The sequence below is a fragment of the Micromonospora sp. NPDC049282 genome (genome assembly GCF_043197045.1).
Taxonomy (GTDB): domain Bacteria; phylum Actinomycetota; class Actinomycetes; order Mycobacteriales; family Micromonosporaceae; genus Micromonospora.
On record NZ_JBICSL010000018.1, the window covers coordinates 92,611 to 119,054 of the forward strand.

A 26,444-nucleotide genomic window follows, 5' to 3' on the forward strand; every position below is an offset into this window, starting at 1 on the left:
CTCCTTGCCGTACACTGTATTCCGTGGATACGCCGTACGGTAACGCATCGCTGCCGATCTGGGAACGGCCCGAGCCCCGCCCCCGGGCGACGCCGGTGCCGCTGACCCGCGCGAAGATCGTCACCACGGCGACCCGGATCGCCGACGCGGACGGCCTCGACGGGCTGTCGCTCCGCAAGCTCGCCAAGGACCTCGGCGTCGGGCCGATGCGGCTCTACGACTACGTGCTCAACCGCGCCGAGCTGCTCGACGTGATGGTCGACGCGGTGTACGCCGGCATCGCCGGGACCGCCCCGCCCGAGGGGTGGCGCGCCGCGGCGCGCGCCTTCGCCAGGGCGACCCGCGAGGCCGCCCTCGACCACGAGTGGTTCGCCGACCTGCTCGGCTCCCGGCCGCACCTGGGGCCGCACGGGCTCGCCGTGGCGGAGGCGACCGCGGCGGCGCTCGCCCGGGCCCCGGGCGTTCGCGATGTCGACGACCTCCAGCGGGCGCTGGGCGCCTTCAACGCGTACCTCGTCGGCGCGCTCCGGCGGGAGGTCACCGAGCGGCGCACCGCGCGGGCGACAGGCGTCGACGTGTCCGCCTGGCAGGCCGCGCTCGGGCCCTACCTGACCCGCATGCTCGACACGGGCCGCTATCCCACCGTCGCCCGGCTCGTCGTCGACGGCGCCCACCTCGACGCCGCGGAAACCTTCGACCACAACCTGACCATCGTGCTGGACGGCATCGCCGGCCGCCCCCGGCCGTGACCTACCGGGGTGCGGCGTCGCCGAAGGCCGCGGCGAACGCCTCGCCGATGAGGTCGGGCAGGTCGCGGCGCCCGTCCTCCGCCGCCCACCGCACCAGCGCGGTGTGCATGGCCGCCAGGCAGGCGCTGGCCGCCGCCGCGGCCTGAAAGGCCCGCTCCGGGTCGGCGGCCTCGTCCCCGAGGCCGTCCACGATGGCCTGTTGCAGCACGTGGTGGTTGTCCAGGTGGCGGGCCCGCAGGGCGGGTGTCGCGATCATCAGTCGCAGGCGGGCCAGCAGGAACCGGTCGTCGCCGGCGGTAAGCGTCCGCGCCGACTCGACGAGCGCGCCGCCGATGCGGCGGACGAGCGGCTGCCCGGCCGGCGTCGCGGCGATCCGCTCGGCGACCAGTGGGCCGTTCTGATCGACCAGGACGAGGTCCTCCTTGGTCGGGAAGTGCCGGTACACCGTCATCGGGGACACGCCGGCGGCCTCGGCGACGTCGTTCACCGTCGTGCCGTCGTAGCCGCGCGCGACGAACAACCGGACCGCGTGCGCCTGGATCACGCGCTGCGTCTCGGCCCGTCGCTTCTCCCGCAGGGTTGAGTGCCGCTCCTCCACATGCTAGACACTACCAGCCTGGTAGTCACTAACAAGTTGGGAGCGGCTAACATCATGAACGATCTGATCGGCAGGACGGCCCTGGTGACCGGCGCGTCGCGCGGCATCGGGGCGGCTGTCGCGATCCGGCTGGCAACTCGGGGGGCCGCCGTCATCGTGCACTTCGGCTCGGACGAGGACGGTGCGGCGGCGACGGTCGGCGAGATCGCGCGGGCCGGTGGGACGGCGTACCCCGTCCGCGCGGCGCTGGGCGTGGACGGGGATGTCGAGACGCTGTTCACGGGCGTCGAGGCCCACCTGGCCGGGCGGCCGCTGGACATCCTCGTCAACAACGCGGCGGCGCCACCCGCCGGTCCGCTGGGCGCCACGACCCGCGCCGCCTTCGACCACCTGTTCGCGGTCAACGTGCGAGCGCCGTACTTCATCATCGAGCGCGCGTTGCCGCTGTTCCGCGACGACCGCGGCCGGATCGTCACGGTGTCGTCCGTGGCGACCCGGATGGCCAACGCCACCCAGACCTCGTTCGCCATGACCAAGGGCGCGGTCGAGACGATGACCCGCACGCTGGCCAACCAGCTCGGCTCCCGGGGCGTCACGGTGAACGCGGTCGCGCCCGGCGCCACCCGGACCGCGACCAACGGGCCGGTCTTCGAGACCCCGGGCCTCGCCGACCTGATCGCCGGTATGACGGCGCTCGGCCGGCTGGGCGCTCCCGGCGACGTCGCCGACGTGGTCGCGTTCCTCGCCTCCGACGCCGCACGCTGGGTCACCGGGCAGGTCGTCGACGCCAGCGGCGGCCTGTTCCTGGGCCCGCGCGTCTGACCCTTGCCATGTTTATTGGCTGGTGTTCTACTTAACCAGAACAATCCGTGACGTCCGGAGCGGATGAGGAGGGTCACCAGGTGATCAACTTTCATGTCGACCGATCCAGCAGCGTCCCCGCCTACGCCCAACTGGTACGCCAGGTGCGCGAAGGGCTGCGGATCGGGACGCTGCGGCCCGGGGACCAACTCCCCACCGTGCGCAGCGTGGTGACCTCGTGCACGGTCAACCCGACCACGGTGCTCAAGGCCTACCGGGAGCTGGAGCTGTCCGGCCTGGTGGAGGCACGGCAGGGCGCGGGCACCTTCGTCAGCGGCACGCTCGGTCACGCCGACCCGCACGTCATGGCCCGGCTGCGCGGCAGCCTGGCCCGGTGGCTCGACCAGGCCCGCGAGGCCGGCCTGGAGGACGAGGACGTCCAGGCGCTGCTCGCCTCGGTGATCGTGGAGAACTCGACCCGACGAACCGCGCCGCCGGCGCCGGGCGCGGGGTATGGGAAGGAGGGCGCCGCATGAGCGCGCAGTCCGTCGCCGTGGAGGCGCGCGACGTCAGCCGGCGATACGGCGCCGTCTGGGCGCTGCGGGAGTGCAGCTTCGAGTTGCCGGCCGGCCGCATCATCGCGCTGGTCGGCGCGAACGGCGCGGGCAAGTCGACGCTGATGAGCATCATCGCCGGCACGTTGGCGGCCACCAGCGGCTCGTTGCTGGTCCACGGCCGGCCGGTGCTGCGAGGCAGGTCCGGCGACGAGGGCGGTTCCGCCGGCAGCCGGGTCGCGATCCTGGCCCAGGACAAGCCGCTCTACCGGGACTTCAGCGTGTCGGACATGCTCCGCTTCGGCAGGTCCACGAACCGGGTGTGGGACCAGCGGCGGTCGCTGTCCTGGCTGGAACGCTTCGACATTCCGCTGGACCGCCGCTGCGGCAGGCTCTCCGGTGGGCAGCGGGCCCAGGTCGCGCTGGCGGTCGCCCTGGGTTCCCGCCCGGCGGTGCTGCTGTTGGACGAGCCCCTCGCGAACCTGGACCCGGTGGCCCGCACCGAGGTGACCGGTGAACTCATGGCGGAGGCCGCCGACGGCGACATGACCATCATGCTCTCCACCCACATCATCGCCGAGCTCAGTGGCGTCGGTGACCATCTGCTGCTGCTCGACGCGGGCCGGCCCGTGCTCACCGGCGACGTCGAGGAGCTGCTCGACGGCCACGTACGGCTGACCGGGCCGCGCGCGGACCAGCCGCCCGGCCCGGGCGTCATCGTCCAGGCGCGGCACACCGACCGCCAGTCCACGTTCGTGCTCCGGCAGCCGGCGACCCCGACGGCGCACGCCGTGGTCGCGCCCGGCTGGGCGGCCCAGTCCCTCACCCTGGACGAGCTGATCCTGACCTACCTCAGGGCGTCGGCCACGGAATCCCGCAATCTGGAGGCGGTTTCATGAACGTGGTCGTGGACACCGCCCCCGCGCAGCGCCGGGAGGATGCCGGGTCCGGCGCGGGGCTGCGCGGCCTGCTGTGGCTGACCTGGCGCCAGCACCGCTGGACTCTGGTCGCCACGCTCGTCCTGGCCGGGGTCCTGGCGGGTTGGATGACCTACCTGTCGATGGAGCTGACGGACCTGTGGCACCAGTGCCACGAGACGTTCTGCCCGGAGAACTCCCCGCAGGGCCGGCGGCTCGGCGGGTCCGAACCCCTGAGCCTGACCCTGGCCGCCCTGGAGCGGCTGGTGCAGTACATGCCGCTGCTGGTCGGCCTGTTCATCGGCGTCCCGGTGCTGGCCAGGGAGCACGAGCAGCGGACGCTGCTGCTGGCCTGGAGCCAGGACGTCTCCCCGACGCGCTGGCTGTGGACCAGGCTGGGTCTGCTCGGCCTGTTCGTGGCGACGGTGACGGCGGTCGTCGGCGTCGTCAGCGACCACCTCCAGCGGACGACCGCCCTGGTCGGCCCGGTGACCCTCTTCGACTACCTGCCGTTCCTGAACACCGGGATGCTGCCGGTGGCGATCAGCCTCGCCTGGTTCGCGGTCGGCGTCGCACTCGGTGGCGCGATCAGACGCACGCTTCCCGCCGTGTTCGCCGTGATCGCGGGCTTCATCGGCCTGACCTACCTCGTCCAGTGGCGCTATCCCACCCTGATGGAGCCGCTGTCCGCGCACCGCCCCATCGGCGGTCCGAACCTCGATGTGCTTCGCGGCAACGCCTTGGTCGTTGACGGCGGCATGGTCGACTACGGGATCGACGGGCCGTCCGGCGCGTTCACCGCCTCCGGGCGCGAGCTCACCGGCGTCGAGCTGCAACGCCTCTGCCAGCCCGACAACGGCACCGGCGAGACGCTCGCCTGCTTCGCGCGCAACCACCTTGAGCAGCACCTGCTGTACCAGCCGGGCAGCCGGATCCCCGACTTCCACCTGATCGTCGCGTCCGGCTACCTGGGTCTGACCGCGCTGGCCCTGCTCGCCGTCTGGTGGATCGTCCGCCGCATCGACCTCAGCGCGGGCTGACCCCGGTCGCCGATCCCGCCCCGGAAGCGGACGCTCTCCGGGGCGGCGGTCTGGAATGCTTCGCCCATGCCTTCCTTCCCGCCCACCTTCGCCGACCGGGTCGTCGCGCTGCCGCCCGGCGGCCAGTTCGAGGCGTTTCTCGACGAGCACCGCGCGGCGCTCGACGGCTGCCTGGACGGGCTGACCGAGGAGCAGGCGCGTCGGTCCCTGGTGGCCTCCCGGACCACGCTGCTGGGCCTGGTGAAGCACGTGACCTTCGTGGAGAAGGTCTGGTTCGACGAGGCCGTCACGGGCCGGTCACGCGCGCAGATCGGCATCCCCGAGCGGTCGGAGGACTCCTTCGTCCTCGACGACGGCGACACGATCGCCACCGTCCGGCAGGCACACCGCGAAGCCTGCGAGGCATCGCGGCGGGCGACGTCGTCCCTGGGCCCCGACGACGTCCTGCGCGGGCACCGGCGTGGCCCGCTTCCGCTGCGGTGGGTCTACCTGCACGTGCTGCGCGAGCTCGCGCAGCACTGCGGGCACGCGGACATCCTCCGCGAGCAGATCCTCGACGTCGGGCCCCGTCAGCCGGCCTCGTCGGCCGGGACGTCCTCCGGGTCCGTGACCCAGGCGGAGTAGACCGGTAGGGCGTGCCACGGGCCGCCCGCGGTGTCCGTGGCCACCGCGACCACCGCGTACGGATGGGCGAAGCGCAGGTCGGCGACGCGGGCGACACCCTCCGGCGGCAGCCCGGCCACCATCCCGAACGCGGTCACCGCGGCGGCCTCGAAGCCGTAGCGGCCGAACCGCGCCACCGCCGACTGCGCCGCCTCGAACGGCGGCTTGGCCAGCCCGAGCAGCTCGCCCAGCGCCCGGGCCGCCGCGTCGAAGCCGAACCCGGCCGCCGTGAGGTCGTGCCGGCTGCGCGCGGCCCAGCACGGCAGCACGGCGGTGGCGCGTTCCTCCCGGCCGTCCCGGGCGAACGTCCGGGTCGGCTCCTCCCGAAGCGTCCACAGCGGGGTCTCGCCCAGCGGCAGGTCGAACAGCGACAGGCGTCCCGGCGCCGGCCCGTCCCCGACGACGGCGGCGGTGACGGCCAGCTCCCGCGCGGCGGCCAGCACCTCCACGGGCGGCACGTCCGGCGCGGCGACCACCGACACCACGAGCATCCCGGCGCCGTCGTCACCCACCTGCGCCGGCGCCACGTGCACCGCCACGTCGCCGGCCCGCTCGGTGGCCGCCACCCAGGCGCGGTGCCCGACCGGGGGCGTCCGGAGCACCTGCCGCAGCCGGCCGGCCCAGGCGCTGCCCGCGCCCAGCTCCGCGGCCGGCGCCACCTCGAACGGGTCGGCCCAGGAAACCCGGGTGGCCAGGGCGTTGGCCAGGATCAGCAGCGTCTCCGGGGCGACGTCGACCGGGAACCGCTCGATCAGACCGCCGGTGCGCTCCCGGGCCCAGGCGTCCAGCGCGGCCTGGTCGGGCAGTGGACCCCGCTCGGTCTGCTCGGGCAGGCCGGCCCGCCACTCGGCCAGCTCCTCGAACGGGGTCCGCTCCCACAGCGCGGTGGCCGCCGCGACCATCGGGTGGGGTGCGGCGAGCAACGCCCGGGCCGCCGCGGCGGCGTCGTCCGGGTCGGCGCCGAGCGCCTCGGCCAGCGCCGCCCGGGCCTCGCCGGTGGCGGCCGGGCCGGTCAGCGCCAGCAGCAGCCAGGCGCCCAGCGGCGAGGCGACGTGGTGGGTGTCACCGGCGGCGCGGTGCAGCCGCTCGGCGTAGTGGGCCAGGGGTGCGTGGAGAGGAGTCACCGTTCCACTCTGCCCGTTGACGCGCCCACCGGCACGTCGGTCAGGACCACAGTTCGAACGGCTCGTCGATCTCCTCGCCGGCGAGGAACGCCGGCAGCAGCTCCGGCAGCCGGCCGGGATAGCAGCGCGGCCGGTCGGCGAGCACCTCGGCCAGCGGCCACCAGCGGAACCCGAAGTAGTCCTCCACCTCGTAGTCCAGCCGGGACGCACCGTCCACCTCCGGCCCCGGACCGGGTAGCCGCACCGGCACCACCACCTCGTCCTGCAGGTGCCGCCGCTGCCGGTGCCGGAAGCTGGCCCGCCGCCGCCAGGTCGGCGCGCCGACCTCGTCCGGCGCGACCACGATGCCGGTCTCCTCGCGCAGCTCGCGCACCGCCGCCTCCCGGTACGTCTCACCCGGGTCCAGCCCGCCGCCGGGCAGCTCCCACCACACCCCCAGGTCGGGGTGCTCCGGGTCCCGGGTGTGGAACAGCAGCACCCGGTCGGCGACGTCGAGCACCACCACCCGCACCGCGCTTCGCTCGAACAACGGCAGATCGCTGGGCAACTCCATGCCCGCAGCCTAAGGAGGGGCCCCCGCTCAACGCTTCCGGTGGAGGAAGGGGCCCCTCTCCGCACCGGGCTTGACGGTGGGCGCGACCCGCTCCGTGCCGCAGCGGGGGCAGCGCACCCGGACTCCGGCCGGGGCACCCGGCGCGCGCAGCCGCTGGCCGCACCGGCAGGCGAACACCACCGACCGCACCATCCGCAGGTACTCCGCCCGGTCCCGGCGGGGCCACCGGCCGTGGCAGCGCCGGCAGACCCGCGGCGGGAAGCTGTGATACCAGGCCATCCCGGCGGCGCCCGCCACCATCACCGTGCCGGACGCCACCAGACCCAGCGGCGCGGCCAGTCCGGGCAGCGCCGCCGTCAGGTCACCCGCCCAGGCGTCACGCACCCCGAACGCGACGAGGAGCACGACCACGGGTACGCCGAGCACGGTCGCGGCGAATCCCCAGACGAACGCCAGCAGCGAGAGCACGAACACCGCCGTCGCCGACGGTGGCGCCCACCGTGCCACGCCGTACCCGCCGCAGCGCGGGCAGTCCGGCGGGGCCGGCTGCGGCGCCGACCGCAGCACCTTCGGGACGACCCAGGTGAGGAGCATCTTCACCAGCTCCTCGGCGAGCTTCTTCACCAGTTCCTGCGCCAGACCACCCACGGCTGTCCTCCTCACCTCCGCTCATCGTCGCCGCCGGCCGCCGGCCCGGCGAGCGCGGCGCGTGACGGGCATCCGACATCGCCCGAACCTGGGAGGATGGCGGCATGTCGCAACTGTTCGGGGAGACGGCCGACACCTACCACGAGGCGCGACCGGGCTACCCGGTCGAGGTCGCCGACGCCGTCCGCGACTACCACGGCGGGCCGCCCGACACCCTGGTCGAGGTCGGCGCCGGCACCGGCCTGGCCACCGCGGCGTTGCTCGCCCTCGGCGCGGCCACCACCTGCGTCGAGCCGGACGCCCGGATGGCCCGGGTGCTCGCCGAGCGCTTCCCGGACGTGGACGTGGTGACCGCCAGCTTCGAGCGGTGGAGCCCGCCGGCCGGCGGCGTGGCCGCGCTGGCCTGCGCGATGGCCTGGCACTGGCTCGACCCGGCCACCCGCAACCAGCGCGCCCGTGACGCCCTGCGCCCGGGCGGCACGCTCGCCGTCCTCGGCCACCGCTACGCCTACGTCGAGGCGGAGCAGGCCGAGGCGATCCGGGCCGCGTTCGCCTCCGCCGACCCCGGCGACCGGGGCGACCGGCCCGACGGCTGGTTCCACGACGACATCGCCGACAGCGGCTGCTTCACCGACGTGCGGCTGTCCCGGTTCCGTCGCGCGGTGCCGCTGGACACCGCCGCCTACCTGCGGCTGGTCGACACGTTCTCGCCGCAGCTGCGCCGCCCGCCCGAGCTGCGCGAGCGGGTCCGCGCCGCGGTCGGCGCGGCGGTCGACGGCTTCGGCGGCACCGTCGTGCTGGACCTGCGCACGACGCTGGTCCTGGCCCGCCGTCCGGTCTGACCGGTCGCCCTGATCGGCCGGGGTCGCCGCCCGGGCAGGGCGATCCGCCGCCGGGCAGGGGCGAGTCGCTGCCCGGCAGCGCCGGCCCCGCGTGCACCCGTTCCTGCCCGGGCTTGAGCGCCCAACCGCAGCGGTACATCATCCACCGGAACGACGGCTTGATCCAGGTCATCCGCTCCCGCTTGAACGGCGGCACGAAGCGGCCGGCGGCCAGCGCCGCGTCGGCGATCTGCGGCGGGTACGCCTGGTAGACGGTGACGGTGTCGTCGGTGAAGGCGGCCCGGATCTGGTGGCGGGGAACGGTCACCTGGGCATGGTGGCGAACCGGGCGGCGCGACCGCCACCGGATTCCGCCGCGCACCGGCGGGATAGGCTGCCCGCCGTGGCAGGTCTGTTGAGGAACGTGGCGTCCCGGCTCGGCCGGATCACCGGGGGCGCCGCCGCGCCCGCCCGCACCGGCGGGCCGATCCCGGCCCAGGTCGCCCGGCGGCGCCAGGTCAGCGCGCTGCAGCGCCGCGAGCTGTCGTACGCGCCGGAGCCGGACGGGCAGGCGGACCCGGGTGAGATCGTCTGGACGTGGGTGCCCTACGAGGACGACCCCCGGCAGGGCAAGGACCGGCCGGTGCTGGTGGTGGGCCGGCACAGCCGCACCCTGTTCGGGCTGATGCTGTCCAGCCAGAGTGACCGGGACGGCCAGCGGCACTGGCTGTCGCTCGGGCCGGGGGAGTGGGACCGGGAGAAGCGACCCAGCTGGGTCCGGCTGGACCGGGTGCTCACCATGCGCGAGGACGCCATCCGCCGGGAGGGCGCGGTGCTCGACCGGCCCCGGTTCGACCGGGTCGGGCAGGCGTTGCGCGCCGGCTACGGCTGGCGCTGACCGAACCCGACGGACGGGTCGGCCGACCGGGTCAGTGTTCGGCGACGAGCTGGCGGGGCGCGCGGGCCGCGCCGAGCGTCTTCGCCTCGTACATGGCGGCGTCGGCGCGGCAGAGCGCGTCGGTGAGCTGGGCGGGGCTGTGGACCGGGGCGAGCCCGACCGAGGCGGTGACCCGGATGCTGCGACCGCCCAGCGGGATCGGCGCGGCGAGCGCCTCGTAGAGCCGGCGGGTGGCGTGCTCGATCCAGCGCCGGTCGGCGGTGGGGCTGGCCAGCAGGCCGGCGAACTCGTCGCCGCCGAGGCGGGCCACCAGGTTGTTGCCGGCGAACGCGGCCAGCCGCTGGGCGACGCAGACCAGGACCTGGTCGCCGGCGGCGTGTCCGAAGCGGTCGTTGATCTGTTTGAAGTCGTCGAGGTCGAGCACCACCGCGACCAGGGGTTGGCCGCCGGGGTCGGTGAGCAGGGTGGCGGCCAGCCGGAAGAAGGCCCGGCGGTTGGGCAGCCCGGTCAGTGGGTCGTGGCTGGCGGCGTGCCGTTCGGCGGCCAGCTCGGCCTGGAGCAGATCGAGTTCGGCCTCGGCGCGCAGGGCCCGACGGCGTAGCTGCCAGGCGGAGAGCAGGGCGCCGGCGGCGGAGATGCCGGAGGCGACGGTCATCGGATCCGGCACGCGCCCTCCTCACCACAGTCGCCGACCGCGCGGGGGCGGCATCCGGGGGCCGGGTTCGAGTCACCGAACGTGAGCGACCCGGCACACCGCACGTTCGGCTATCATGCTCGCAGTCCATTGCAGATGCAATAGCAGATGCACGTGCATCTCACTCCTCAGTCGACACACGTCGCCGCCACCGCTCCTCCCCGCGGCCCCGGCTGGCCTTCCCGAAGGACGCCCATGCAACCGCCCCCCAACGGCGTACCCGTGCCCCACCTGCCCCCGATGCGGTGGTTGAAGAGTCGTCGCAGCAACCCCAGCGGCAACTGCGTCGAGCTGGCCGAGCTGCCCGGCGGCGGTGGCATCGCGGTGCGCAACTCCCGGCACCCGGAGGGGCCGGCGCTGATCTACACCGTGGACGAGATCGCGGCGTTCGTGCTCGGCGCCCGGGACGGTGACTTCGACCACCTGATCCCGCCGTCCCGTACACGAGACTAATTCGTCCGTCCGGAGGAGTTCACCTCACTGTCGGTCCATGGCATGCTTACTCGTCGGCCGGGAGGGCGCCCGGTCGGGAGCAGCCGGGATGCGAGGGCGGTCAGGTGGCGACGGTGCCCGTCGAGGGCGGACCGACAAGCGGTCCGACGGTGCTGCGCATGCTGCTCGGGGCGCAGCTACGCCGCCTGCGCGAGAGCGCCGCGGTCAGCCGGGAGAGCGCCGGTTGGGAGATCCGCTCCTCCGAATCCAAGATCAGCCGGATGGAGCTGGGCCGGGTCGGCTTCAAGGAACGCGACGTCGCCGACCTGCTCACGCTCTACGGCGTCGCCGCGCCGGAGGACCGCGCCGCGCTGCTCAAGCTGGCCCGCGACGCGAACAGCCCGGGCTGGTGGCACCGCTACGGCGACGTGCTCCCCAGTTGGTTCCAGTCCTATCTGGGGCTGGAGGCCGCTACCGCGCTGATCCGCACGTACGAGGTGCAGTTCGTGCCCGGCCTGCTGCAGACCGCCGCGTACGCGCGGGAGGTGATCCTGCTCGGGCATCGCGGCGCCACCCCGGCGGAGCTGGACCGGCGGGTCGACCTGCGGATGGAGCGACAGGAGCTGCTGCGCCGCGCCAACCCCCCGCAGCTCTGGGCGGTGCTGGACGAGGCCGTGCTGCGCCGGCCGATCGGCGGCGCCGCGGTGATGCGCGAGCAGTTGGACGCGCTGATCCAGGCTACCGCCGCGCCGCACGTGCGGCTCCAGATCGTCCCGTTCACCGCCGGCGGGCACGCCGCAGCCAGCGGCGCCTTCAGCATCCTGCGCTTCGGCGACGAGGACCTGCCCGACATCGTCTACATCGAGCAGTTGACCAGCGCCATCTACCTCGACAAGCGGGACGACCTCGACTACTACGCGGAGGCGATGGAGCGGTTGTGCGCCGAGGCCGCGCCGCCGGAGCGCACGCGCGAGCTGCTGGCCCGCGTCCGCGACGAGCTCTACCCGGCCTGACCGGCAGGTCAGACCGGGACGAAGCGTTCACCGGTTGGTGCGGACGGCGGCCGGCCGGGCAGACTGGGGCCATCATGTCGCCGTTCACGCCCGCCCTCCGGCTGCACGACCGCTACGTCCTGCACGAGCGCATCGGGCTCGGCGGGATGTCCGAGGTGTGGCGCGCCGACGACGAGGTGCTGCACCGCCCGGTCGCGGTCAAGGCGCTCGCCGGCCGGCTCGCCGCCGACCCGCACCTGCGCGCCACCATCCAGCGCGAGGCCCGCGCGGCGGCGCGGCTCACCCATCCGCACGTGACCCAGGTGTACGACTACGGCGAGGCGACGCTGCCCGGCGGCCTGGTCACGCCGTACCTGGTGATGGAGCTGGTGCAGGGTCAGACCCTGGCCGACCGGCGGGCCGCTCGCCTGGCCGGACGCGGTCCGGACGGCCGGGCAGGTCGCCGCCGCGCTGGCCGCCGCGCACCGGATCGGCGTGGTGCACCGCGACGTCAAGCCGGCCAACGTGATGCTCACCGAGACCGGCGCGAAGGTGCTCGACTTCGGCATCGCCGCACCGGCCGGTCCGCAGCACCCGGTGGCCGGGCCGGCCGGTGAACCGCTGGCCGGCACCCCGGCCTACTTCGCCCCGGAACGGCTCGATCCCGGCCCGACCCATCCAGCCGGCGACGTGTACGCGCTCGGCGTGCTGCTCTACCGCAGTCTCACCGGCCGCCCGCCGTTGCCGGTGCGGACCTGGGACGACGTGGTCGAGCTGCGGGACCGGCGACCACCGGTGCCGGCGCTCCGGGTGCCCGGGCTGCCCGCCGACGTCGCCGACCTGGTCCTGGACTGCCTGTCGGTGGATCCGGCCCGGCGTCCCACCGCGGCCCGGCTGGCGGATCGGCTCGGCGCGGCCCGCCCGGTCGACCCACCGACCGCGTTCCTGCCCACCGTGCCCCGGCCGGAGCGCCCGCCGACACTTGTCGAGCGGTCCCCGGAGCGGGCGGCTCCGCCGAGCCGGGTCTTTGCGCCGGCCCGCGCGGAGGTCCCGCCGAGCCGGCTGACCGGCGTGCTGGTCGTCGGCGCGGTGGTGCTGCTGCTCGCGCTGGTCGGGGCACTGGTGTTCGAGGGCCGCTCCGGTCCGTCGCCCACCGCCGTCCCACCGGCCGCGTCGACGAGCACCGCCGCCCGGTCCGCGCCGGCGCCGACCCGCGCGGCCCCGTCGGCCGCCGCCCCCCGACCGGTCACCGCGCGCCAGCTCGCGGACCGGTTCACCGACCTGCTGGACCGGGCCGAGGCGGCCCGGCTGATCGACCGTAAGACGGCCGGCGACCTGCGGAAGAAGGTCGTCGAGCTGGACCGGGGCAAGGCCAGGGACCGCGCCAAGCGGGTCGAGGACCTGCACGAGCGGATCGAGGACGCCGTCGACGACGACAAGCTCGACGGGGCCACCGCCGGCGCGTTGCGCGAGGTGCTCGACGCCTACGACCGCCTGCGCGGCGGCGGCGCGGGCTGAGCCCGGTCACCGCCCGCGGATCGCCTCCGCGACCAGGGCCGCCGCGTCGGGCAGCCGGTCGGGATCGGGCGCCCGGCCGTCGGCGCGGTGCCGCATCACCTCGGCCTCGGCGCGCACGTCGCCACCGGCCCGGTAGCGGCGCAGCACCCGCCCGCCGGGCAGCGCCCACACGTCGGCGGTGCGGCCGGCGGCCAGCAGGTGGGCCCCGCCGGCGGGCGGGCGTGGCTGTTCCATCGGCCCAGGCTAACCGTCCGTCCTCAGTGCAGGGTGGCGGTGACCAGCTCACCGGTGGCCGGGCCGGCACGCGCCACCGCCACGCCGGCCGGCGACCAGACGCCCGAGCCGCCGGCCGCCCGCGGGTAGCCGCCGCCGGTCGACCCGGCGAAGCTCGCCATCGCCACCCACACGCCGTGCGCGCCGGCGACCCGGCGGGCGCGCTCGTCCGGGACCGCGGCGTCGTCGGCCGACTCCAGCACCCCGGCCAGGTAGGCGTCCGCGCCCCCGGCCAGGGTCGCCGCCGCGTGCGCCGGCACCCCGGTGTCCTTGCAGACCGCCAGGCCGAGCCGCCAGCCGTCGACGGCGAGCACCGCCGGCTCCCGGCCGGGCCGGAACCGGCTCGGCTCCGCGCCGCCCAGCCAGATCTTCCGGTACGCCACCCGCACGCCGTCGCCGTCGACCGCGAGCACCGCGATGTGCGGTCCCGCCACCGGCGCGCCGGCCAACGCCAGCGTCCCGGTCTCGGCGCAGGCCGTCCGCAGCGGGGCGAGACGGTCGTCGGCCGGGTCCAGGGGCGCGGCGGCCAGCTCGTACCCGGTCAGGGACAGCTCGGGGAAGACCACCACCCGGGCCCCGGCGGCCCGCACCGCGGCGGCGTGCCGGGCGGCGTTGCCCGCGACGTCGTGGGCGACGGTGAGCGGCTGGGCGACCGCGATCCGCAGCGGCGTACGCATGTGCGGCAGCGTAACCGGCCCAGCTTTCCGTGGTCGTCGGTCCGCTCGCCCCGTAACGTGGCCGGATGATCGGAAACGCACAGTTGCTCGCCGGCCCCCGGGTGAGTGCCGCGCGGGCCGCGGAGCCGGCCGGCGAGGGACCCGTCGGGTGGGTCACCGGCCTGGTGGAACGGCTCGGCGGCCCCGGCGCCGGCCTCGCGGTGGCGCTGGAGAACCTGTTCCCGCCCATCCCCAGCGAGGTCATCCTGCCGCTGGCCGGGTTCGCCGCCAGCCAGGGCCGGATGAGCCTGCTCGGCGCGATCGGGTGGACCACGCTCGGCTCGGTGGTGGGCGCGCTGGCGCTCTACTACGTCGGCGCGGCGCTCGGGCGGGACCGGATGCGGGCCCTGGCCGCGCGGCTGCCGCTGATCAAGCTGGACGATGTGGACCGCACCGAGGCGTGGTTCCTGCGCCACGGCGTCAAAGCGGTGTTCTTCGGCCGGATGATTCCGATCTTCCGCAGTCTGATCTCGATTCCGGCCGGCGTGGAACGGATGCCGGTGCCGGTGTTCCTGCTGTTCACCGCGTTGGGCAGCCTGATCTGGAACACCGCGTTCGTGCTCGCCGGCTATCTGCTGGGCGACAACTGGCACGTGGTCGAGGCGTACGCCGGCACGCTCCAGAACGTGGTGATCCTGGCGGTGGTGGCCGGGGTGGGCTGGTTCGTGGTGAGCCGGTTGCGCCGGTCCCGCCGGACCGCCGCCACGCCGGACGCCCCACCCCGGCCGGGCACCGTCTACCGGGGCGGCTGGTACGGCGCCGACGAGGACTGACACGCGGGGTAGAGGCGGCGGGTGCCGGCGCCGGCGGTCCAGGCGGCCGGGTCGCTGAACCGGCAGCCGAAGTCCGCCGCCGCCACCGCCCGTGCGTCGGTGACCGGGTCGCCGGCCGGACGCTTGCCGGTGCGGACCCAGCGGGTCAGGTCGTCCCAGGCGGCGCCGGCCTCGGCCGGGCTGAACTCGCAGTGCTGCGCGGCCCGGACCGCCCGCTGCACCAGCAGCCGGGACCGGCCGTGCCACGCCACGTCCCGGGCGTACGCCTGTTCCATGCTGAACGGCACGAACAGGTCGCCGAGGTCGTGCAGGCTGAGCACCGGCACGGTGGGCCGGCCGGCGATCCGGGGCACCTCGGTCAGGCCGGGGGAGAGCCGCTGGCGCAGGTTCTCCGGCGCGACCCGCTGCACGGTGGCGTTGAGGTTGACCGGCTGGTTCGGGGCGTAGCGGGTGAGCAGGTTGGTGGCGAGCTGACCGGGCCGCTGGGCGGGGGAGTCGCCGCCGTCGGTGGTGGCGATGCCGAACAGGAAGTCCTTCCACACCGCGAACGCGGCGTCGGCGCCCGGCCGGTCACCGCCGGAGCGGGCCACGGTGACCGCGCGCAGTTGCCTGCCGAGCGCGTTTGTGGTGTCCGGGCCGGTGGGGGTGAGCCCGGCCAGCCCGGTCGCCACCTGGATCCGGGGCACCGCGTTCGTCAGGTAGTCGGCCGGCGGCGGGTAGGCGCGCACCCCGGTGAGCGCCTGCGCGACCAGGTTGTAGTCGAGGAAGTAGTCGAACAGCTCCTGGTCGCCGAGCACCCCGCACATCGGCAGCGCGCCGGCGTAGTAGCCGGGGTACTGCTCCAGCGAGCGGCCGATGACGTGCCCGCCCATGGAGACACCGGCGATGAGCACCCGGTGCGGTCGCCGTACGGTGCGGGCGAACAGGTCGGCGAGGGCCCGGGTGCCGAGGACGCCGGAGCGGATGTCGTAGCCGTTGCGGTCGTACGAGGAGGACGCCCAGGCGTAGCCCTGGGCGAGCAGGCGCTGCCGCAGGTCGAAGGCGGGTGGTTCGGGGGAGAGTTCGGTGCCCTGGCCGCGGTAGCCGTGCGCCCACATCACCAGGTCGCCGTTCCACCTCGCGGGGACCTCGACGACGTAGCCGGCGTGCGCGTGCACGCCCTGCCGGACGGTGGTGGCGACGCCGCCCACGACCAGTGGCGGCAGCGGCGGGTTGACGATGGTGTAGCCGGGCAGCGGCTGGCCGCCGTCGTCGTGGCCGGCGGCGCCGGCGGGCGCCGCGCCGGCCAGGCCGAGCGCGACCACGAGGGCGGCGCCGGCGGCGAGCAGCCGGCGGGTGGATGAGGTCTGCATCGCTGCTCCCGGGGGACGGGTGCCTACCGGCCGGTAGGCACCTGAACCTAGGCCGGAGGTCGAGACCTGTCAATCACTGACTGACCGCTCACACCAGCACCTGTCGTGCACGTCCCGCATGATCTCGCGCAACCGCTGCTCCGAGCGGGCGAACGTCCACGAGTCGCGACTGGCGTTCTGCTGCATCTCCAGCGCGCTCACCGCCACCCCGCCGGCGTTGGCCGCCTTGCCGGGCGCGCGCCGGCACCGTTGCCCGCACCGCACCCGGATCCGGATCGTCACCGCAGTCCGGTTCACTTGACCGGGTGGACGACATGATCTGGACCTCGGCCCGGGACGCCCGCGCCTGGCTGGACGCCGCCAACGGCACCGGTGACACGGAGTTGACCTGCCGCATCCTCAAGCTCGGCGAGGAGACCGGCGAGGTGGCCGCGGCGTGGATCGGCGCGCTCGGGCAGAACCCGCGCAAGGGCGTGACCCACACCCGGGCCGAGGTGGCCGCCGAGCTGGCCGACGTGGCGTTCACCGCGCTGGTCGCGATCGAGAGCCTCGGCCTCGACGCGCACGCCACGCTGTCCGCCTGCGCGGCCAAGGTGCGGGCCCGACTCGCCGACGCCTCCCCGCCGGGCGAATGAACCGCGGCGGAAACGGAGACGTATGACCCGGTGGGGACCGGTGAGAGGGGACGACCATGACGACATCCGGGGACGACGCCGACCTGACCGACACACGCTGGTCCGCGACCGCCCGGCTACTGGTCGCCGCCGCCGTGCTGGTGGTGGCGCTCGGCGCGGTCGCGGTCGCGGTAACCCTGTCCAACCCGGCCCGCCTCGGCGTGGTCTTCTCCGGTGGGCCGTCGTCCTCGCCGGGCGCCGGCGGCTCGGGTGGCGTCGGTGGCGCCGAGGTCGCCGCCGCCGAGACGCTCACCGCTCCGCGCGGCGACCGGCGGCGGGCGGACTTCGAGCTGGTCGACGGCCTGACCAGCTTCACCCTGCGGGCCGCCGACCTCGGCGACGACCTCTACCGGATCGCCACCCCGGACGACGCCGGCGTGACGCCGCGCCCGCAACTGGCCGGCGACCGGGTCCGGCTGCGGATCGAGGAGAACGGCCGCCCCGGCCCGTCCGCCGTGGAGGTGGTGCTCAACTCCCGGCTGACCTGGCGGCTTCGGCTGGTCGGCGGCGTCCGGGAGCAGCTACTGGACCTGGGCGCGGCGCGGCTCGCCGGCATCGAGCTGGTCGGCGGCGCGTCGCGTACCGAACTGCGGTTGCCCCCGCTGGACGGCACGCTCACCGTGCGGATGACCGGCGGGGTCAGCGAGCTGACCGTGACCGTGCCCGGCGGGCCCCCGGCCCGGGTGCGGGTGGCCTCCGGCGCCGGCTCGCTGGCCGTGTACGACGAGCGCCGCGCCGGGATCGCCGCCGGGGACGTGGTCGGCTCGCCGGGTTGGGACCGGGCGGCCGACCGGCTCTACCTCGACCTGGTGGCCGGCGCGAACGCGGTGAGCGTCACCGCGGACTGAGCGTACAGTTCGGGCGGTGGACGGTATCGAATCGTTGCCCGCGCAGACGCTCCCACCCGGGGTCGGCCCCACCGACCCGGGCAGCGTGCTGCTGCCCGGCCACGACGTTCCCCTCGGCCGCTACACCACGGTGCGCCGGCTGCTGCCGCAGCGGCAGCGGCGGATGGTCGGCGCGTGGTGCTTCGTCGACCACTTCGGCCCGGACGACGTGGCGCAGCGGCCGGGCATGGAGGTGCCGCCGCATCCGCACACCGGGTTGCAGACGGTCACCTGGCTGCTCGACGGCGAGATCCTGCACCGGGACAGCCTCGGCAATGTGCAGCCGATCCGCCCCGGCCAGCTCAACGTGATGACCTCGGGGCGGGGCATCGCCCACTCGGAGCGCTCTCCGCTGGCGCACCCGCCGTTGATGCACGGCGTGCAGCTCTGGGTGGCGCTGCCCGACCCGGCCCGGGCCGGCGACCCCGACTTCGCCCACCACGCCGAGCTGCCCCGGTGGCGTGCCGGTGACTGGGACCTGACGCTGCTCGTCGGGGAGTTCGGCGCGGAACGCTCGCCCGCCGTCGCGCACACCCCGCTGCTCGGCGCGCAGCTCGAGGCGCGCGGTGCGGCGCCGGCCACGCTGCCGCTGCGTCCCGACTTCGAGTACGGGCTGCTGGCGATGTCCGGGGCGGCCAACGTGGACGGTCTGGCGCTCGCCCCCGGCGCGTTGCTCTACCTGGGCGCCGGCCGGACGGCGCTGACGTTGCGCGCGGCGCCCGGCAGCCGGCTGCTGCTGCTCGGCGGCGCCCCGTTCGACGAGCCGCTGGTGATGTGGTGGAACTTCGTCGGCCGCTCGCACGAGGAGGTCGCCGCCGCGCGTGAGGACTGGATGGCCGGTCGCCGGTTCGGCACGGTCGCCGACGACGCCGCGCCCCCGCTGCCCGCGCCCGCGCTGCCGACCACCCGGCTCAAGGCCCGTGACCGCAGCGGCGGCGTACGCGGCTGAGACCGGCGCGCGGCGTGCCGCCCGACACACTTTTCCGAATCTCACCCGATCGGCTGATGCCGCGTCGTATGATGATCGTGGCAGTGATGCCCGCCCGGTTCGGGCGAACATCCACCGCCTGATGATCGCGACCCGGTTCGGGCGCGGACCGTCAGGAACAGGTGCTGCGTGGCGCCCCAGGTCGCGGTTCGTGACCGGGGGCGCCCGCCTGTCGAGTGGAGCGCCTCACCGGCCCAGGTTCGCCAGCAGGTTCACCGTGGTGGCCACGATGACCGCGCCGAGCAGGTACGACAACAGCGTGTGCCGCAACACGGTCCGGCGTATCGACCGGTCGCTCACGTCGGTGTCGGAGATCTGGAACGTCGCCCCCACCGTGAACGACACGTACGCGAAGTCCACGAAGTCGGGCGGCTCGTCCTGGTGGAAGTCGATCCCGCCCGGTTCGCCGCGGTAGTACAGCCGCGCGTAGCGGGTGGCGAAGACCGTGTGCACCACGAACCAGGAGAGCACCACGCTGAGCACGCCCAGCCCGACGTAGACGTCCCGGGCCGATCCCGCCGGGACCTCGGTCGCGGTGGTCAGCACCAGGCCGACCGCGAGCAGGCTGCCGAGGCAGGCGGCCAGCAGCAGCGTGTCGCGCATCGCCCGACCGGGATCGTCCAGTGTGGCCAGCCGGGCGGTGCCGGCGGCGTCCAACCGGGGCAGCCGGCCCCACTGCACCGCCAGCCACGCCAACGCCGCGGCATCCCAGCCGACGAGCGGCGCCAGCGCCGGCCGGAGCAGCATCCCGGCCCCGGCGCCGCCGACGACGCCGACCAGAGCCAGCACGGCGAGCTGGACGGCGGCCGGCACGTGCGTCGGGACCTGCCCGGCCGCGCGGCGCACCGGGGGAATCAGATTCCGCGCAGGTGCTGCGAGACCCTCAGGTGGTCGTCCCGGGCCTGGGCCGCCCGCTGCGACCGGTCCACCTCGGGCGCCGCGTCGATCCCGGCCGACCGGGCCACCTCGACGCCGTTGGCGTAGTCCACCGGCGGCAGCGCGCGCAGCGCCCGCAACACGTCCGGTGGCGCGCCCTCCCGCTCGGCCTCGCGGATGACGTCGTCCTTCCCGGCCGGGTAGTCCAGCGCGGACAGGTACTCAAGGACGTCGGAATAGCTCGCCATGGGTCGGGCTCCTCGCGCCAGTCGTCGGGTCGTGACCGCGCGGCGGTTACCCGTCGCGCGGCGGCTCACGCCCGTGATCTCCCCTGTTTCCGCCGCGCCGGGACGGGTAGCCGCCCTGCGCGCACCGAAGGAGGTAGCACCGATGGACCACCACACCTTCGTGGCCCGGGTCGCCCGGATCACCGGGACCGCCGAGGACCGGGCCGCGACGCTCACCGCCGCCACGCTGGAGACGCTTGCCGAACGGCTGACCGGCGGCGAGGTGCTGGACCTCGCCGCGCAACTGCCCAAGCCGCTGTGGGGGATGCTCCGTCCGCACCCGCACACCGAAGCGGCCGAACGGTTCGGGGCGGCCGAATTCGTCGCCCGGGTCGCCCGGCGGGCCGACTGCGACGAGAACACCGCCCGAGCCGGGGCAAGCGCGGTGTTCGCCACGCTGCGCGAGGCGATCAGCGGTGGCGAGTTCTCCGACGTGGTGGCGCAGCTGCCCCGCGACTACCGGGACATGGTGGAGCCGGCACTCGCGCCGGCCGTCGCCCGCCGGCGTTGACCGGCGCGGTCAGCCGACCGCGCCGGCGGCGCGCAGCGCGGCGATCCGGGCCGGGTCCACACCCACCTCGGCCAGCACCTCGTCGGTGTGCTCACCCGGCTGCGGCGGCGGGCGGCGCACCGAGGTCGGCGTGGCCGAGAAGCGTGGCGCGGGGGCCGGCTGGGTCACCCCCTCCGGCGCGACGAAGACATCCCGGGCGGCGAGGTGCGGGTGCCGGGGGGCCTCGGCCCAGTCGAGCACCGGCGACACGCAGGCGTCCGAGCCGGCCAGCAGCTCCGCCCACTCGTCGCGGGTACGCGTGCGGAACAGCCGGGCCCAGGCGGCCCGCAACTCCGGCCAGTTCGCCGGGTCGTCCCGGTCGGGGGCCTCGTCGCCGTCCAGCGGAAAACCGGTGAGCCGGACCAGCTCGGCGTAGAACTGCGGCTCCAACGCGCCGACCGCCACGTACCGCCCGTCGGCGCACTCGTACGTGTCGTAGAACGGCGCGCCGCCGTCGAGCAGGTTCACCCCGCGCGGGTCCTGCCAGAGGCCGAGGCCGCGCAGCGCGTGGATCTGGGTGGCCAGCACCGACACGCCGTCCACGATGGCCGCGTCGACGACCTGGCCGGGCGCCCCGCCGCGAACCGCGTGCAGCGCCGCGACCACGCCCAGGGCCAGCATCATGCCGCCGCCGCCGAAGTCGCCGAGCAGGTTCATCGGGGGCACCGGACGCTCACCGGCCCGGCCCACCCCGTGCAGCGCGCCGGTCAGCGCCAGGTAGTCGATGTCGTGGCCGGCGGTGCGGGCGAGCGGCCCGTCCTGTCCCCAGCCGGTCATCCGCCCGTACACCAGGCTCGGGTTGGCGGCGAGGCACTCCCGCGGGCCGAGGCCGAGACGCTCGGCCACGCCCGGCCGGAAGCCCTCGACCAGCGCGTCCGCGCCGGCCACCAGCGACCGCACCAGCTCCCGCCCGTCCGGGTGCTTGAGGTCCAGCGCGACCGAGCGGCGGTTGCGGTTCAGCAGGTCGCTGGGGAAGGCGCCGAAGCCGCCGCCGCCCACCCGGTCGATCCGCACCACGTCCGCGCCCAGGTCGGCCAGCATCATCGCGGCGAACGGCCCGGGGCCGATGCCGGCCAGCTCGATCACCCGTACGCCGGTCAGCGGTCCGCAGTTGGTCACCCGGGTCACCCTAGGGTCCCGGACCTCGCGGCGCCACGCCCGCTCCCCGGCACGCAGCGGTTGACCAGGGCAATCATCGGTGCCCCGACTTGGCGTCCGGCCCCGGTTGGCCTAGCCTTGGACCCGCGAGGGGAGTACTTCCCACGAACCATTCCGGTCAGTACGGCGAGCCCCCGGAGGCGAGCCTCGGGTGGTTGCCCACGAAAGCGTGGGTGAAGGAGACCTCGAACATGACACGGTGTTCGAGGAGGCCCCATGACCGAAGTGTCCTACCTGTCCGCGGGTGAGCTGTCGTCGATCGGCACGCCCATGCTGTGGGCGGTGACGATCGCCGGCGTGCTCGCCCTGCTGGTGCTGGACTTCCTGGTCACGCGTAAGCCGCACGAGGTCTCCATGCGGGAGGCGCTCGGCTGGTCGGCCTTCTACATCGCCCTGCCGCTCGCGTTCGGCGCCTGGATCTGGTCCCGTTGGGGCGGCAAGCAGGGCATCGAGTACCTCACCGGTTACCTGGTCGAGAAGTCGCTCTCGGTTGACAACCTCTTCGTCTTCATGCTGCTGCTGGCCGCGTTCGCGGTGCCCGCCGTGCTCGCCCAGCGGGTGCTCCTCTACGGCATCGCCGGCGCGCTGGTGCTGCGGGCGATCTTCATCGCGCTCGGCGCGGCCGCCCTGCAGACACTCGACTTCGCCTTCCTGCTCTTCGCGATCATCCTCATCGCCACCGCGGTGAAGCTGCTGCGCGACGCCCTTTCCGGGCACCAGCAGGAGGTCGACATCAACAAGATGCGGTCGGTGAAGCTGCTGCGCAAGGTCATGCCGGTGGTCGAGGAATACCACGGCACCCGGATGACCGTCCGGCAGCACGGTCGTCGTGCTCTCACCCCGTTCGCGCTGGTCGTGGTCGCGGTGCTGGCCACCGACATCGTCTTCGCGGTCGACTCGGTGCCCGCCGTCTACGGCATCACCGAGGACCCGTACCTGGTCTTCGCCACCAACGCGTTCGCGCTGCTCGGCCTGCGGGCGCTCTACTTCGTGCTGCACGCGGCGCTGAGCCGGCTGGTGCACCTCAGCTACGGGCTGGCCGTCATCCTGGCGTTCATCGGGCTCAAGCTCGGCCTGCACTGGGCGCACGGCATCTGGTCCGGCGTGCCGGAGATCCCGACGCTCGCCTCGCTCGGCGTGATCGTCGGCGTCCTGGTGGTCGTCACGGTCACCAGCCTGCGCGCGACCCGCGACAGCGGCGACGGCGACCGCACCGTCGTGCACGAGGTGCAAGGCGGGGGCCCCGCCTGACGCCTCCGGTAGAGGGGGCGCCCCGCTCGGCACTCCACCCGATCCGCTGCCCCGGCGCCGTCGGTAGTGGTAGGACTGACGGGTGGGAATCGTGTCGCCGGGCTTCCAGGGCCGGCCCCGGGCGTCCGCGCCGGACCTGCCGCCGGGGCAGTACCTCACCGAGGACTTCCCGGTGCTCTCCGCCGGCCCGACGCCACGGGTGCCGCTGGACACCTGGGAGTTCGTGCTGGCCGGCGAGACCGGCGCGGAATACCGCTGGTCCTGGGACGAGCTGATGAGCCTGCCGCAGGACACCCCGACGGTGGACCTGCACTGCGTCACCCGCTGGTCCAAACTCGGCACCACCTGGCAGGGCGTCTCGCTGGACACGCTGCTCGACGGCGTGGACACCGGCGCCCGGTACGCGTTGGCCCACTCCTACGGCGGCTACACCACCAACCTGCCCCTGGACGACCTGCGGGGCGGGCGGGCCTGGGTGGTGCACACGTACGACGGGGGCCCGCTGCCGGCCGAACACGGCGGCCCGGCCCGGCTGCTCGTGCCGCACCTCTACCTGTGGAAGTCCGCCAAGTGGGTACGCGGCATCCGGCTGCTCGCCGACGACCGGCCGGGCTTCTGGGAGACGGCCGGCTACCACGACTACGGCGACCCGTGGCGCGAGCAGCGCTACCAGGGCGACTGAGGTGACCGCACCGACCACCGGCGGCCGGGTGGCGCCGCTGACCTGGCGGGTGGCCCGGCTGGCCGAGCGACGGATCGAGACGCCGACCGCGCAGACGCTGCTGCTGGACGTGCCCGGCTGGCCGGGGCACCTGCCCGGGCAGCACGTCGACGTGCGCCTGACCGCCCCCGACGGCTACCAGGCGGCCCGGTCGTACTCGCTCGCCGGACCCGGCGAGGGCGAGCGGATCGAGGTGACCGTGCAACGGGTGCCGGACGGCGAGGTGTCGTCGTACCTGGTCGACACCTGGACCGAGGGCGACCCGGTGGAGGTCCGTGGGCCGGTCGGCGGCTGGTTCGTCTGGCGGACCGACGAGACCGCGCCGGTGCTGCTGGTGGCCGGTGGGTCCGGGGTGGTCCCGCTGATGGCCATGGTCCGGGCCCGCCGGGCCGCGGGCAGCCGGACCCCGTTCCGGCTGATCTACTCGGTGCGGACCCCGGACGACGTGATCTACGCCGACGAGCTGCGCCGCCGGGCCCGCGACGACCAGGGCCTGGATGTCGCCTACGTCTACACCCGGCAGGCGCCCGAGGGGTGGCGGGGCGAGCCGCACCGGATCGGGCCGGCGGACGTCAACAGCCACGGTTGGCCGCCGGACCTGGAACCGCTCTGCTACGTCTGCGGCCCCACCGGGTTCGTGGAGACCGTGGCCGACCTGCTCGTGGGGTTGGGCCACCCGACCCGGCGGGTGCGGACCGAGCGGTTCGGGCCGACCGGCTGAGCACCCGAGGAGGGCGCATGACCGAACTGTCCTACCTGGACGGCAACATGCTCGACGGACCGCTGCGTGAGCTTTTCGCGGTCGACCTCAGCGCCACCACCGGACGCTGCGACAACTGCGGCACGACCGGCCCGATGGCCGCCCTGCACGTCTACTCGCACGCCCCGGGCCTGGTCGGCCGGTGCCCGGCCTGCACCGGAGTGATGGTGCGCCTGGTCCGCGCGCCCGAGCGGGCCTGGCTGGACCTGCGCGGCACCACGTACCTCCAGGTCCCGATGCCGACGGACCCGGCCGGCGGAGCGCTCAGGGCGTGACGGTCAGCCGCCCGACCTGCGCCGGGCCGGGCTCGGCGTGGTGGCCGGCGCGTTCCGTCGCGGTCCCCACCGGCGGCGCCAGGCGCGGCGGCACACCCACCGGAGCCGGGCGTGCCGCGCGGGAGAGGCGGCGGCGGAGCCGGCCGACGAGCTGACCGACGGTCACCGGCACCACCGACAGGACCAACTGGCCGTTGCGCGGGTCGACGGTCGCGGCCACCCCGTACAGCCGGGCGCCGTGGCGCAGCAGCCGGGGCCGGCCGGCGGCGAGCCGCGGCGCGCGTACCGGCGCGCCGCCCCGACCCCGGTCGCCGTCCACCTCGGCCCGGACCGGGTGGCGTCGGCCGCCGGCCGCGCTGACGGCGAGGAGCCGGTCGACCGGGAAGTCGGTGCGCACGGTCCGCCCGGTCGGGTCGGTGGCGTCCAGCCGGGTAGCGCCGGCGACCGGGCCGGCCATCAGCCGGACCGGCCCGGCCTCCGCCGCGAACCGGGGGTACGGGCTGCGCGCGGTCACCGTGACGGTGTGCCCGTCGACCCAGCTCACCTCGACGGTGGCCAGCCGGGCCAGCCAGTCGGCGCGTACGTCGGTGACGTCGGTCCAGCCGGCCGGGGCGCCCGGGTAGCCGGCGTGCCAGCGGCCGGCGTCGACCACGGTGGCGGGTACGCCCCGTTCGGTGTCCTGGTCGATGACGGCCAGCAACTCGTCGACACCGCCGGCGGTCACCGCGCCCAGGCGCAGCCGGGCCTCGATGTCGAGCCGGTTCCGCAGCCCGTCGGTCACGTACCGCTCGACCAGCCGGCGGACGGTCGCGTGCACCCGTTCCTGCGCGGCCCGGTCCAGCCGGCGGAAGTCGTCGCCGACCAGGTTGGCCAGCTCCAGCCCGACGTGGCGGCACAGCACCGCGTCCCGGCGCGCGCCGGCCGGGATCAGCCCGTCGACGAACGCGAACAGCCGCTCCACGCTGACCAGGCGCTGCTCGACCCGGCTGTGGTAGGTGATGTTGCGGGCGTCCAGTCGGCGTACCGCGTGGTAGTAGTCGTAGTCGGCCAGCGCCGTGATCCGGCGGGCGTGGTAGCAGGCGGCCAGCGTGAACGGCTGGTCGCTGAGGACCGGCATGTCCTCCGGGAACCGCAACCCGAGTCGGTCGACGAGGTCCCGGCGGAACAGCTTGGTGTTCGCCAGCGACCACGGCAGCGCCGAGTCGAACAGGCTCACGTCGACGGCGTTGCCGGCGGCGAACACGTCGGAGAAGACGTGCCGGCCGTTGACGCCGACGACCTTGCCGAGCACCACGTCCGAGCCGTACCGGTCGGCGGCGGCGACCAGCCGTTCCAGCGCCTCGGGGCCGAGCCGGTCGTCCGAGCCGAGGAAGAAGACGTACCGGCCGGTCGCCAGGTCCAGGCCGCGGTTGCCGGGTGCGGCCGGCCCGCCCGAGTGGGGTTGGTGGACGACCCGGAGGGTCCCGGGGTGCCGGGCGGCGAGCCGGTCCAGCAGGCGACCGCTGCCGTCGCTGGACCCGTCGTCCACCGCCACGATCTCCATCCGGTCCGTGCCGATGGTCTGCCGCAGCAGCGAGTCGAGGCAGGGCCGCAGGTAGCGCAGCGTGTTGTAGACCGGCACGATCACGCTCACGTCGGGGAGGATCGCCGGTGGGCGGTCCGTCGCCTCCTCGGCTGTCACTGCGGGTCCCTCCGTCGGTCGTCCGGCTCGTCCCGGCGCGACCCAGCGTGGTGGAGCGACCCGTCCGGGTGACGACGCCGACGTGACGGCGAGGTGACCGGAAGGCGGCAGTTGGATACGCCAACGGGCCCGACCCCGTGGTGGGGTCGGGCCCGTTGGTTTGCGTCAGCTGGTGCTGTAGCCGCGGGTGGCGATCCAGTCGGCGAGGTTGTCGACGGTG

Annotated in this window: 32 protein-coding genes and 2 pseudogenes; 20 read left to right on the plus strand and 14 right to left on the minus strand. The window is 74.8% G+C overall.

The window, feature by feature from the left end:
* Positions 1 to 23 precede the first annotated feature (23 nt).
* Positions 24 to 749, plus strand: a complete 726-nt coding sequence (locus tag ACGFI2_RS25140; RefSeq protein ID WP_393521302.1) for a TetR/AcrR family transcriptional regulator — start codon at positions 24 to 26, stop codon at positions 747 to 749.
* 1 nt (position 750) lies between these two features.
* Here ACGFI2_RS25140 and ACGFI2_RS25145 read toward each other — a convergent pair whose 3' ends face one another.
* Positions 751 to 1,347 (minus strand): TetR/AcrR family transcriptional regulator, encoded by a 597-nt coding sequence (locus ACGFI2_RS25145; protein ID WP_393521304.1) that lies wholly within the window; start codon positions 1,345 to 1,347, stop codon positions 751 to 753.
* A gap of 54 nt (positions 1,348 to 1,401) precedes the next feature.
* On the opposite strand from ACGFI2_RS25145, the gene ACGFI2_RS25150 reads away from it, so the two are divergent.
* The 5 genes from ACGFI2_RS25150 (at position 1,402) to ACGFI2_RS25170 (ending at position 5,283) form a co-directional block, all read left to right on the plus strand.
* Positions 1,402 to 2,169: an SDR family NAD(P)-dependent oxidoreductase gene (locus ACGFI2_RS25150; protein ID WP_393521306.1), complete on the plus strand. Its 768-nt coding sequence runs from the start codon at positions 1,402 to 1,404 to the stop codon at positions 2,167 to 2,169.
* Positions 2,170 to 2,249: 80 nt separating this feature from the next.
* A complete protein-coding gene (locus ACGFI2_RS25155) occupies positions 2,250 to 2,684 on the plus strand; it encodes a GntR family transcriptional regulator (protein WP_393521308.1) in 435 nt (144 codons plus the stop codon).
* Positions 2,681 to 3,601 (plus strand): ABC transporter ATP-binding protein, encoded by a 921-nt coding sequence (locus ACGFI2_RS25160; protein ID WP_393521310.1) that lies wholly within the window; start codon positions 2,681 to 2,683, stop codon positions 3,599 to 3,601. Before ACGFI2_RS25155 ends, ACGFI2_RS25160 begins: the two co-directional genes overlap by 4 nt.
* Positions 3,598 to 4,659, plus strand: coding sequence for an ABC transporter permease (locus ACGFI2_RS25165; protein WP_393521312.1), 1,062 nt, complete (start codon positions 3,598 to 3,600; stop codon positions 4,657 to 4,659). The genes ACGFI2_RS25160 and ACGFI2_RS25165 overlap by 4 nt, the downstream gene beginning before the upstream one ends.
* A gap of 66 nt (positions 4,660 to 4,725) precedes the next feature.
* Positions 4,726 to 5,283: a DinB family protein gene (locus ACGFI2_RS25170; protein WP_393521314.1), complete on the plus strand. Its 558-nt coding sequence runs from the start codon at positions 4,726 to 4,728 to the stop codon at positions 5,281 to 5,283.
* On the opposite strand, the gene ACGFI2_RS25175 is transcribed toward ACGFI2_RS25170, so the two are convergent.
* The 3 genes from ACGFI2_RS25175 to ACGFI2_RS25185 are packed head-to-tail and all read right to left on the minus strand — an operon-like array spanning position 5,229 to position 7,647.
* A complete protein-coding gene (locus tag ACGFI2_RS25175) occupies positions 5,229 to 6,446 on the minus strand; it encodes a hypothetical protein (RefSeq protein WP_393521316.1) in 1,218 nt (405 codons plus the stop codon). The genes ACGFI2_RS25170 and ACGFI2_RS25175 overlap by 55 nt on opposite strands.
* 40 nt (positions 6,447 to 6,486) lie before the next feature.
* Complete coding sequence (locus ACGFI2_RS25180) at positions 6,487 to 6,999, minus strand: NUDIX hydrolase (protein ID WP_393521318.1); 513 nt, start codon at positions 6,997 to 6,999, stop codon at positions 6,487 to 6,489.
* 27 nt (positions 7,000 to 7,026) lie between these two features.
* Positions 7,027 to 7,647: a hypothetical protein gene (locus ACGFI2_RS25185; RefSeq protein WP_393521320.1), complete on the minus strand. Its 621-nt coding sequence runs from the start codon at positions 7,645 to 7,647 to the stop codon at positions 7,027 to 7,029.
* A gap of 104 nt (positions 7,648 to 7,751) precedes the next feature.
* Between ACGFI2_RS25185 and ACGFI2_RS25190 the strand changes: the two genes are divergently transcribed.
* Positions 7,752 to 8,489 (plus strand): class I SAM-dependent methyltransferase, encoded by a 738-nt coding sequence (locus tag ACGFI2_RS25190; RefSeq protein ID WP_393521322.1) that lies wholly within the window; start codon positions 7,752 to 7,754, stop codon positions 8,487 to 8,489.
* A 94-nt stretch (positions 8,490 to 8,583) separates the two neighbouring features.
* On the opposite strand, the pseudogene ACGFI2_RS25195 reads toward ACGFI2_RS25190, so the two are convergent.
* Positions 8,584 to 8,796, minus strand: a pseudogene (locus ACGFI2_RS25195) (DUF4291 family protein); the annotation flags it as partial.
* 75 nt (positions 8,797 to 8,871) lie between these two features.
* Here ACGFI2_RS25195 and ACGFI2_RS25200 point away from each other — a divergent pair.
* Positions 8,872 to 9,366: a type II toxin-antitoxin system PemK/MazF family toxin gene (locus ACGFI2_RS25200; protein WP_393521324.1), complete on the plus strand. Its 495-nt coding sequence runs from the start codon at positions 8,872 to 8,874 to the stop codon at positions 9,364 to 9,366.
* 31 nt (positions 9,367 to 9,397) lie between these two features.
* Here the strand turns inward: ACGFI2_RS25200 and ACGFI2_RS25205 are convergent, their stop codons facing one another.
* The gene (locus tag ACGFI2_RS25205) at positions 9,398 to 10,033 is read right to left on the minus strand and encodes a GGDEF domain-containing protein (RefSeq protein ID WP_393521326.1); all 636 of its coding nucleotides are present in this window, start codon (positions 10,031 to 10,033) and stop codon (positions 9,398 to 9,400) included.
* A 222-nt stretch (positions 10,034 to 10,255) separates the two neighbouring features.
* On the opposite strand from ACGFI2_RS25205, the gene ACGFI2_RS25210 reads away from it, so the two are divergent.
* The 3 genes from ACGFI2_RS25210 to ACGFI2_RS25220 all read left to right on the plus strand — a co-directional run bounded on the left by ACGFI2_RS25210 (position 10,256) and on the right by ACGFI2_RS25220 (position 13,002).
* Positions 10,256 to 10,513 (plus strand): DUF397 domain-containing protein, encoded by a 258-nt coding sequence (locus ACGFI2_RS25210; protein ID WP_091065094.1) that lies wholly within the window; start codon positions 10,256 to 10,258, stop codon positions 10,511 to 10,513.
* A 104-nt stretch (positions 10,514 to 10,617) separates the two neighbouring features.
* Positions 10,618 to 11,505 (plus strand): helix-turn-helix domain-containing protein, encoded by an 888-nt coding sequence (locus tag ACGFI2_RS25215; protein ID WP_393521329.1) that lies wholly within the window; start codon positions 10,618 to 10,620, stop codon positions 11,503 to 11,505.
* Positions 11,506 to 11,955: 450 nt separating this feature from the next.
* On the plus strand, positions 11,956 to 13,002 hold the full coding sequence (locus ACGFI2_RS25220) for a serine/threonine-protein kinase (protein ID WP_393521362.1): 1,047 nt from the start codon (positions 11,956 to 11,958) through the stop codon (positions 13,000 to 13,002).
* Between the two features lie 6 nt (positions 13,003 to 13,008).
* Here ACGFI2_RS25220 and ACGFI2_RS25225 read toward each other — a convergent pair whose 3' ends face one another.
* The gene (locus ACGFI2_RS25225) at positions 13,009 to 13,236 is read right to left on the minus strand and encodes a hypothetical protein (RefSeq protein ID WP_393521331.1); all 228 of its coding nucleotides are present in this window, start codon (positions 13,234 to 13,236) and stop codon (positions 13,009 to 13,011) included.
* A 23-nt stretch (positions 13,237 to 13,259) separates the two neighbouring features.
* The gene (locus tag ACGFI2_RS25230; RefSeq protein ID WP_393521333.1) at positions 13,260 to 13,952 is read right to left on the minus strand and encodes a carbon-nitrogen hydrolase family protein; all 693 of its coding nucleotides are present in this window, start codon (positions 13,950 to 13,952) and stop codon (positions 13,260 to 13,262) included.
* A 65-nt stretch (positions 13,953 to 14,017) separates the two neighbouring features.
* On the opposite strand from ACGFI2_RS25230, the gene ACGFI2_RS25235 reads away from it, so the two are divergent.
* On the plus strand, positions 14,018 to 14,764 hold the full coding sequence (locus ACGFI2_RS25235; RefSeq protein WP_393521335.1) for a DedA family protein: 747 nt from the start codon (positions 14,018 to 14,020) through the stop codon (positions 14,762 to 14,764).
* Here the strand turns inward: ACGFI2_RS25235 and ACGFI2_RS25240 are convergent.
* Positions 14,728 to 16,116, minus strand: coding sequence for an alpha/beta hydrolase family protein (locus tag ACGFI2_RS25240; protein WP_393521337.1), 1,389 nt, complete (start codon positions 16,114 to 16,116; stop codon positions 14,728 to 14,730). The genes ACGFI2_RS25235 and ACGFI2_RS25240 overlap by 37 nt on opposite strands.
* Before the next feature lie 96 nt (positions 16,117 to 16,212).
* Positions 16,213 to 16,353: pseudogene (locus ACGFI2_RS25245) on the minus strand (glutamate dehydrogenase); the annotation flags it as partial.
* A 68-nt stretch (positions 16,354 to 16,421) separates the two neighbouring features.
* Here ACGFI2_RS25245 and ACGFI2_RS25250 point away from each other — a divergent pair.
* Genes ACGFI2_RS25250 through ACGFI2_RS25260 form a run of 3 tightly spaced genes read left to right on the plus strand, consistent with a single transcriptional unit; the run spans position 16,422 to position 18,626 of the window.
* Positions 16,422 to 16,751: a MazG-like family protein gene (locus ACGFI2_RS25250; RefSeq protein ID WP_393521339.1), complete on the plus strand. Its 330-nt coding sequence runs from the start codon at positions 16,422 to 16,424 to the stop codon at positions 16,749 to 16,751.
* Positions 16,752 to 16,807: 56 nt separating this feature from the next.
* A complete protein-coding gene (locus ACGFI2_RS25255; protein ID WP_393521340.1) occupies positions 16,808 to 17,638 on the plus strand; it encodes a hypothetical protein in 831 nt (276 codons plus the stop codon).
* A gap of 16 nt (positions 17,639 to 17,654) precedes the next feature.
* Positions 17,655 to 18,626: a pirin family protein gene (locus ACGFI2_RS25260; RefSeq protein ID WP_393521342.1), complete on the plus strand. Its 972-nt coding sequence runs from the start codon at positions 17,655 to 17,657 to the stop codon at positions 18,624 to 18,626.
* A gap of 225 nt (positions 18,627 to 18,851) precedes the next feature.
* Here ACGFI2_RS25260 and ACGFI2_RS25265 read toward each other — a convergent pair whose 3' ends face one another.
* Complete coding sequence (locus tag ACGFI2_RS25265; RefSeq protein ID WP_393521344.1) at positions 18,852 to 19,511, minus strand: DUF1345 domain-containing protein; 660 nt, start codon at positions 19,509 to 19,511, stop codon at positions 18,852 to 18,854.
* 8 nt (positions 19,512 to 19,519) lie between these two features.
* Positions 19,520 to 19,789 (minus strand): DUF2795 domain-containing protein, encoded by a 270-nt coding sequence (locus tag ACGFI2_RS25270; protein WP_393521346.1) that lies wholly within the window; start codon positions 19,787 to 19,789, stop codon positions 19,520 to 19,522.
* 142 nt (positions 19,790 to 19,931) lie between these two features.
* Here ACGFI2_RS25270 and ACGFI2_RS25275 point away from each other — a divergent pair, with 142 nt between their 5' ends.
* A complete protein-coding gene (locus ACGFI2_RS25275) occupies positions 19,932 to 20,339 on the plus strand; it encodes a DUF2267 domain-containing protein (protein ID WP_393521348.1) in 408 nt (135 codons plus the stop codon).
* Between the two features lie 9 nt (positions 20,340 to 20,348).
* Here the strand turns inward: ACGFI2_RS25275 and ACGFI2_RS25280 are convergent, their stop codons facing one another.
* A complete protein-coding gene (locus ACGFI2_RS25280; RefSeq protein ID WP_393521350.1) occupies positions 20,349 to 21,506 on the minus strand; it encodes a CaiB/BaiF CoA transferase family protein in 1,158 nt (385 codons plus the stop codon).
* A gap of 246 nt (positions 21,507 to 21,752) precedes the next feature.
* Here ACGFI2_RS25280 and ACGFI2_RS25285 point away from each other — a divergent pair, with 246 nt between their 5' ends.
* The 4 genes from ACGFI2_RS25285 to ACGFI2_RS25300 all read left to right on the plus strand — a co-directional run bounded on the left by ACGFI2_RS25285 (position 21,753) and on the right by ACGFI2_RS25300 (position 24,543).
* A complete protein-coding gene (locus ACGFI2_RS25285; RefSeq protein WP_393521352.1) occupies positions 21,753 to 22,787 on the plus strand; it encodes a TerC/Alx family metal homeostasis membrane protein in 1,035 nt (344 codons plus the stop codon).
* Positions 22,788 to 22,878: 91 nt separating this feature from the next.
* A complete protein-coding gene (locus tag ACGFI2_RS25290) occupies positions 22,879 to 23,469 on the plus strand; it encodes a sulfite oxidase-like oxidoreductase (protein WP_393521364.1) in 591 nt (196 codons plus the stop codon).
* A gap of 1 nt (position 23,470) precedes the next feature.
* Positions 23,471 to 24,229: a ferredoxin reductase gene (locus ACGFI2_RS25295; RefSeq protein WP_393521354.1), complete on the plus strand. Its 759-nt coding sequence runs from the start codon at positions 23,471 to 23,473 to the stop codon at positions 24,227 to 24,229.
* Between the two features lie 17 nt (positions 24,230 to 24,246).
* Entirely contained in the window at positions 24,247 to 24,543 is a 297-nt protein-coding gene (locus tag ACGFI2_RS25300) for a DUF6510 family protein (RefSeq protein WP_393521356.1), read from the plus strand.
* Here ACGFI2_RS25300 and ACGFI2_RS25305 read toward each other — a convergent pair.
* Complete coding sequence (locus ACGFI2_RS25305; protein WP_393521358.1) at positions 24,533 to 26,224, minus strand: glycosyltransferase family 2 protein; 1,692 nt, start codon at positions 26,222 to 26,224, stop codon at positions 24,533 to 24,535. The two genes, ACGFI2_RS25300 and ACGFI2_RS25305, sit on opposite strands and share 11 nt — an antisense overlap.
* Positions 26,225 to 26,444: the final 220 nt, after the last annotated feature.